The 6953-nt window shown below is 63.1% G+C and carries 6 protein-coding genes; 3 read left to right on the top strand and 3 right to left on the bottom strand.

What is annotated here, in order from left to right; all coding sequences use genetic code 11:
- A partial coding sequence (locus tag A3764_RS08230; RefSeq protein WP_067951453.1) for an AAA family ATPase occupies positions 1 to 2576 on the bottom strand: 2576 nt, incomplete at its 3' end.
- Positions 2573 to 3703: a metallophosphoesterase family protein gene (locus tag A3764_RS08235; protein ID WP_067928416.1), complete on the bottom strand. Its 1131-nt coding sequence runs from the start codon at positions 3701 to 3703 to the stop codon at positions 2573 to 2575. The genes A3764_RS08230 and A3764_RS08235, both read right to left, overlap by 4 nt.
- 276 nt (positions 3704 to 3979) lie before the next feature.
- On the opposite strand from A3764_RS08235, the gene A3764_RS08240 reads away from it, so the two are divergent.
- Positions 3980 to 4444 carry a c-type cytochrome gene (locus A3764_RS08240; RefSeq protein ID WP_067928420.1) on the top strand — a complete coding sequence of 155 codons (465 nt, stop codon included), beginning with the start codon at positions 3980 to 3982 and terminating at the stop codon, positions 4442 to 4444.
- A gap of 108 nt (positions 4445 to 4552) precedes the next feature.
- Positions 4553 to 5824 (top strand): PQQ-dependent sugar dehydrogenase, encoded by a 1272-nt coding sequence (locus A3764_RS08245; RefSeq protein ID WP_067928424.1) that lies wholly within the window; start codon positions 4553 to 4555, stop codon positions 5822 to 5824.
- Positions 5825 to 6269: 445 nt separating this feature from the next.
- On the opposite strand, the gene A3764_RS24580 is transcribed toward A3764_RS08245, so the two are convergent.
- Positions 6270 to 6695, bottom strand: a complete 426-nt coding sequence (locus A3764_RS24580; protein WP_150121571.1) for a hypothetical protein — start codon at positions 6693 to 6695, stop codon at positions 6270 to 6272.
- 50 nt (positions 6696 to 6745) lie between these two features.
- On the opposite strand from A3764_RS24580, the gene A3764_RS23985 reads away from it, so the two are divergent.
- A partial coding sequence (locus A3764_RS23985) for a transposase (protein WP_150122016.1) occupies positions 6746 to 6953 on the top strand: 208 nt, incomplete at its 3' end.

Below are 6953 nucleotides of genomic sequence, written 5' to 3' on the forward strand. Positions count from 1 at the left end.
AACTGGCCCCCGAGGTCCCGGAAGGCGCGCTGGCGGCAGGTGAGCACGATGATTTGCAGATCGCCCGCCTGCCGGTGCAGCGCGTCGAACATGCGTTCGATCCGGTCGTCATCGGTAAAGACCAGCGCATCGTCGAGGATCACCGGCGCGGTGCGTCCTGCCGCCGCCAGCATCCGCGCAAAGGCGAGCCGTACCAGCAGCGCCACTTGCTCCTGCGTGCCGCCCGAAAGAATCGAAATGGGTTCTTCGCGCCCTTCGCGGATCAGCGCATCGGGCAGCAGCGATTCCTCGCCCCATGTCAGTTCGGCATCTGGCCATAGCAGGTGGAGTAATGGCTTCAGTTCCCGCGCGATGGGGGCGAAGTAGCGTTCGCGCGCCTGCGTCCGCGCTGCCTCCAGCGCCGCTTCGAGCCGGATCAGCACCGCGACCTCCCGTTCGATCCGGACAAGGTCCGCTTGCGCGGCTTCGAGCTTTTCCTCCGTTTCGGCAAGTTCCTCTTCGACGGCCTTTCCGGCGGTGCTGCCGATCCGCTCTTCCAGCCGGGCGAGCAGCGGTCTGAGGCGTGCGGTCTCCGCCTGGGCTTGCGTTTCCACCGCGCGGGCGCGCTTCAGCGCCGCCTCCGAAGTGGTCAGGTCCGGTGCCGCGCGGGCCATTTCATCCCGGGCTGCCTCCGCCTCGGCGAGGGCGCGTGTGGCGGTGTCGCTCTCCGCGATCCGGGTCTCTTCGGAAGCGTCACCGAGGCGGGCCAATGCCTCCCCGGCCCGGGCGAGCCGGTCCTGCGCCGCGCTGAGCGCCGTCTGCGCGCCCGCCGCTTCACTGCGCGCGTCGGAGGCGTGGCGCGCCGCGCTCTCCTGCCTCTGCGCCGCGTCCTCCTGTGCGGCGCGCGCCGCATCCAGAAGACGGTCCGCTTCATCAGGATCAGGCGCGGTTTCCAGACCCTCCGCCACGGGGATGGCCGCGAGTGATTTGCGCAGCGCCTCCAGACCGGCGGGCGCAAGGCTTTTGAAGACCGCTTCGGCCTCCTTCCGGTCCTGCGACGCCTCCGCCCGCGCCGCCGCCGCTTCGCGCGCCGCTTCGGGTGTGTCCGCACCCACGGCATCCAATGCGGCGCGCAGGGCCGCATTGGCCCTGTCCACGCTGTCTTCGCCTTCGACCCCATGGGGCGGGCGGATTTCGAGTGCGCCGATCCCGTCGATTTCCAGTCGGACTGGGCCGGAAAGCGGCACCGGTTCCCCATCCGTCAGCGCGCCGCCGTCGAGCAGGATGCCACCCGCGCGGCCTTCGGCGTAATGGGCGGTGATCCGGGTCGCCGTGGTATCCCGCGCGGCGCGGGCGCTTTCAAAGGCGCGCAGGCGTTCCTCTATCTGGCGCAAGGTTTGGGCATCGGGGCCGGTGCTTGCGCGCGTGGCCGCCTCCTCCATTCTTGCATGCGCTTCCATGGCGGCGGCGATGCGCTCTTGCAGCTCCCGGCGGCGTTCGGCCCCGTCCCGCGCGGCCTTGGCCCGCTGGGCGAGGCGTTGAGTGTCTTCGGCTTCCTTGAGGGCGCGGCGGGTATCGGTGAGCGCGCGCATGGCGCTGTCCAGCGCTTCATCCTTTTCGGTGAGGTCGCGTTTCGCCGCCTCAGCCCGGATGGTGGCTTTTTGCAGGGCCTCATCCGCCGCGCCGTGCTCCCGCGTTGCCTCGCGCAGGGCGGCGAGCCGGTCACGTGCCTTTTCCGCCGTAAGCCGCGCCATTTCCACCCGGCGGGTCGCGGCCTCCAGTGCTGCGGCATGTTTCAGCGCCTCGGCATGTGCCGCTTCCGCCGTGGCCAGCCTGTCGCGACGGGCCTGAGCGATCTCAGGATCCTCGATCTGTCGCAACTCGCGCCGCGCGCGGTTGCGTTCGGTCAGGGCGCCGTGCAGGTCTGCGGCCGCGGCAGCAAGCGTGTCGCGCCGCTCACTCAGGTTTTCGACCCGCTCCTGCGCGTCTTTCCAAGGGCCGCCCCGTTTCGGCGCGCGGGCCTTGCCGGTGGCCAATTCATCCAGCGCAGCCTTGCACCGGCGGAGCGCCATGTCCATGCGCCGCCCGCCGGTCAGGTTCTCGACCTCTTCGCCCACCGATGTCATCAGGTCGCGGCGCGCATCGAGTGCCGATTTCTGTTCCTTCGCCGACCCCGTCGTCAGGTCCGTCACCCCCTGCCGAACCCAGATCAAGCCCGAAGGACCGCCTGCATCGTCGCCCAGCAGCTCGGTGATCCAGGCCTCCGCCGCGTCGGACTGCGCGACCAACGTGGCGCCCCGGTGCACCGTCGCGGCGGGCTTCTGGAACCAGCGTTTGGCGATGGTGAACCGCCCGGCGTCGGTCTCGATCTCTATGGTCACTTCGGGCGCGCCGCCCGCATGGGGCCGCAGCGCCGCGACGTCCTTGTCGCGCGATCCATGGGCCTTGAAAAAGACCGCCTGTATCGCATCGAAAAGGGTGGATTTGCCATGTTCGTTCGGCTCGCAGAGCACGTTCAGCCCATCGCCGATGTCGCCGATGCGCGCGGGCTCGGTAAAGCGGCGGACGTTTGAGAGCGTGATGGCGCGGATCTTCATTCCCCGGCTTCCTTCACATAGGCGTAGAGCCGCGACAGCGCCGCTTGGGCGATCTCCCGTTCCTCTTGCGGCAGGTCCTTGGATTCCGCCTCTTCCAGAAGCGTATCGGCAGCGAGGCGCAGGGCGCCGGCGCGGTCGATCTCATCCAGATCGGCACTGTCGTACTGGGTGCCGAGCGCATCGGAGCGCAGATCGAAATGGGCAAACTCGGGGCCGATGCGACGCGCCGCCTGTTGTAGTGCTGCATGTTCCGGCAGGCTGGCCCAGCCGCTGGCCGAAACGCGCAGAAGCAAGTCGCGCCGCCCCTTTTCGGGCAGCGCAGCCGCCAGTGCAGCCTCAGGGTCCTGTCCGGGATGCAGGGGCAGTTCGACCTCGCTCCAGTGGAATTTGCCGATCTCGACCTCTGTCACATCGGGGGGTGCGCCGGGGCCCGCCAGTTCCACCGCGAGGCAGAGCCCACGACGCCCATGTTTGAAGCGGTCCTGTTCCGGCGTGCCGGGGTACTGCACGCGTTCCGACACCACCCGCCTGCCATGCCAGTCCCCGAGGGCGAGGTAATCGAGCCGGGCCGAACGGTCCCGGTCCGGTGCGATCGCAGCGCCGGTATCGTCGAAATCCGTCACGCCGCCATGAGCCAAGCCGATCCGCAGGTTCCCCTCGGGCGAGGGCATGGCAGGCAACGGGTCCGTCGGATCGCTGGCGCCTGTGCGAAAGGCGACGGGGCAGGGCAGCAGCGTGGCCCCCGCTGCCAACTCAATGGGGGCGGGTTCGGTCACGGCCTGCACATTCCCGGGCGCATCTCGGCGGATCGCCTCCCACAGGGGGTCGGCGTGGTGCAGATTGTCGTGATTGCCCGGCAGCAGCCACCATGTGATGTCCTCGGCCTCTCCCATCGCGGCGAGGGCCTGCCGGATCAGCCCGGCCGAAGGCGTTGCCGTATCGAAAGTATCCCCTGCGAGCATCACATGGGCCGCACCCTGCTGGCGCGCCGTCTCTGCCAGACGGTGGAGCGCCTCATGACGCGCCTCCATCAGCCGGCCGCGGATGTTGCCGTCGGGCGGCTGCGGGATATTCGCGAACTTGCGCCCGAGATGCAGATCGGAGGCATGGATGAATCGAAAGGACATGGAAGGCTCCTTGGGGGTCCGCGCGCATCAGAAAGTATCGGGGCGGGAAAGGGAACCGCCTGCAGCTTCGCATTCAAGGATGAGGGGGATTGATGCCACTGGAATCGCGCTTTGACGTCGTCGCGGGTGCCCATGGTTCGCCGCCCGAAAAAGTCATCTGCGACGTTCGTCGCAGATACAGTAATTGGCCGTGATGGTAGTTTATAGGGATGTCTTAGTAAAACGTGACCCGTCCGGCATATCCCGCGGGAAGGGTCTGAACATGAAAGTACACTGATGAAGTTTCGGACCTCTTTACCCCTCATTGCCACTGCAGGTTTTCTTCTCGCCTCCGGGGCGGTGATCGCCGGGGACAAGACCAAACCGGAAACCGAAGAATCCAATGCGGCAGCAACGACCGCGATGGAAACCGAGAAAACTGAAACCGAAACCATGTCGGAGGAGTCGGACACCGAAACGACATCCGATGACATGCAAGCCGACATCGCGATGGGCGATGCGGAAGCCGGTGAGAAAATCTTCAAGAAAGACTGCCGCGCCTGCCACGGGCCGAAGGGCAAGGGCGTTTCGGCCTATCCGAAACTGGCGGGTCTTGAGTACGAGTACATCGTGGACCGGCTCGAACGGTATCGCGCAGGCGAGAAGTTCGGCCCCAACACGATGCTGATGGCCCCGCGCGCCAAGAATTTGTCCGACGAGGACATTCTGGACGTCGCGACCTTCATCACGACTTTGGAATGACCCCGCACCAAGACGGGGCCGGTCCAGGCCGTTACCTATAAAGCAGATCCTTTCCCGATGATCCCGTATCGGAGGGGCCGGATAAACAATTCTTCAAGGGAGGAACACATGAAGATTTCACACAGATCACTCGCTTTCGCGATGGGGATCAGTTCGATGGTGGGTGTCGTACCGGCGCTTGCCCAGAACACATCGAGCCTGAGCCACGAGGTGGTGCTCGAAGGGTTGGAAAACCCATGGGACGTTGCGCTTCGCGCTGACGGCACCATGCTTTTCACCGAAAAGTGCAAGGGCCTGTCGGTCCGTATGCCTGATGGTTCGGTAAACGCACTTTACGGCGTGGGCGAGACGGAAGGCTATGCCTCCAACGGCGATGACCTATTCTGCGAAGGTCAGGCCGGCATGATGGGCGTGGCGTTCGATCCCAACTTCGACGACAACCGCCGCATCTACGTCTATTCGACGTCGAATATGTCCGATCCGCACACCAACCGCCTTATGCGGTTCGAGGTCAACGAGGATTTCACCGGCGTATCCGGCCGGACCGACATCATCGATGACGTGCCCTACAAGATGAAGGCATCGGATCACCCCTTCGGCGGCCCCGGTGCGCATAACGGTGGCCGTGTCCGGTTCAACCCGGTTGACGGTTATCTTTATCTGACCACCGGCGACAACCACAACAGTGAGGTCCCGCAAAGCCCGACGATGATGGGGTCGAAGGTGATCCGGGTCGACACGGACGGCAATGCCGCGCCCGAGAACAACCCGCCGGAAGGTTTCGACAAGCGGACCTACACCTACGGTCACCGGAACACGCAAGGTATCACGTTCAACGCCTCCGGCACGCCGATCACGGCGGAACATGGCCCCTGGCATTCGGACGAGATCACCGTGCTTGAGAACGGCGGAAACGCGGGCTGGGATCCGCGCCCGAACATGGCTGGCCGGGGCGACTGCCCGGACGACTACTGCGGCTACAGCCCGAACCAGGCCGACGGGATGAACCGCTTCGAGCGGGCCGCATTCATGCCGATGACCGACTTCGACACCTATCCCGACGCGATGGCGCCGATCTGGAACAACAATGGTTGGTCTCAGGGCACATCCTCCGCCGACTTCCTGCGCGGCGAGGCTTGGGGCGATTGGCAGAATGCCATGGTCGTCGGTATCATGGGCATTGGCTTCGGCGGCACGCCGATCGGCCAGCGTATCGACGTGATCCAGCTGACCGAGGATGAGACCGAGGTCGTCGACGTCACGGAGATGACCCTGCCGGAAGGTATGGAGTCCGGTCGCTTCCGCTCCCTCGTCGTGGGACCGGACGGCAGCCTCTATGCCGTGGTCGATGAAGGCCTGGTCCACAAGATCACACCCTGATCTACGGACCTGTAGAATGAGGAAAACGCCGCCCCCCGGGGCGGCGTTTTTCGTTTGGGGGTGTGGTTGTAGCGTTTTGTCGGGAGGTCTTTGGCGGACCTTCGTGCGGATGAATATGCCGTGCCTGCGAGGGCCCTTAGAAGGAGGGCGGTGAGCGGACCTTCGCTGTGAACACAAGGTAGATTGGGCTGCCCAATGAAAGCGGACACTCAAAGCTGTGTTTCGGTCGTTTTCGACGTTCAAGAGCGGTGAACTTCAGCCACGTTTCCAATTTTAATGTCTTTTTGAATGCACCATGTCAGTTACCAAGGTGGCCGCAAAACAATAAACTGCAGTCAGAGCCTTGATATAAAATGCAATATCTTGAGTATGAAACGATGTGACTTACGGTGAGCTACAAGCGAGCGTTCTTAAAATCTGAGAAGAGTAGATTGTCGAACGAAAATCAGCGATAACTTTCTATGCCGGATTTTTTTACCGTCACATGCGACAAGCCCAACGACGCCAAAAACGCACGCACCCATTTGATTTTCGATGCATGTTTGGGTCCGAGTACAACTTCTTGAATTGCCTCTCTCGCAGGATCTGCAATCAGACAAGAAATAAAAGGCTTTATTGAACTATCATCAGCAAAGTATTCAATTTCCGGTAACGAAGCTCTATGACGATACCGCAAAAGCCTCCACTCACATTCCTCGTAGAAGGAGGTCGGTTTGGTATCGTAAATTCGGAAATGTAGCGGTGAAAGCACCTCCAGTAACCGTGCCATAAGATCGTGTGCATTACTGTCGATTCCTGTGAAAACCTGTTCGATATCACTCCCGGCGGAAGCCATCGTGGTCAATGCCCGCTCTCTAGGGTCAGGACCCATTGATTTCCGCTTAGGAGCGTGATTCACGGTTCGAAAACCTAGCGGTGAACATGTCTGATCTTTTCTGGCTGACGGATTCGCAGATGGCGCGTCTTGAGCCTTTCTTCCCCAAATCCCATGGCAAGCCTCGCGTCGATGACAAGCGCGTCCTGAGCGGGATTATCTTCTTCAATCGCAATGGCTTACGATGGCGAGATGCGCCGAGGGAATATGGCCCGCACAAAACGCTCTACAACCGTTGGAAGCGCTGGAGCGATA

The organism is Sulfitobacter sp. HI0129 (genome assembly GCF_001635395.1).
GTDB lineage: Bacteria > Pseudomonadota > Alphaproteobacteria > Rhodobacterales > Rhodobacteraceae > Sulfitobacter.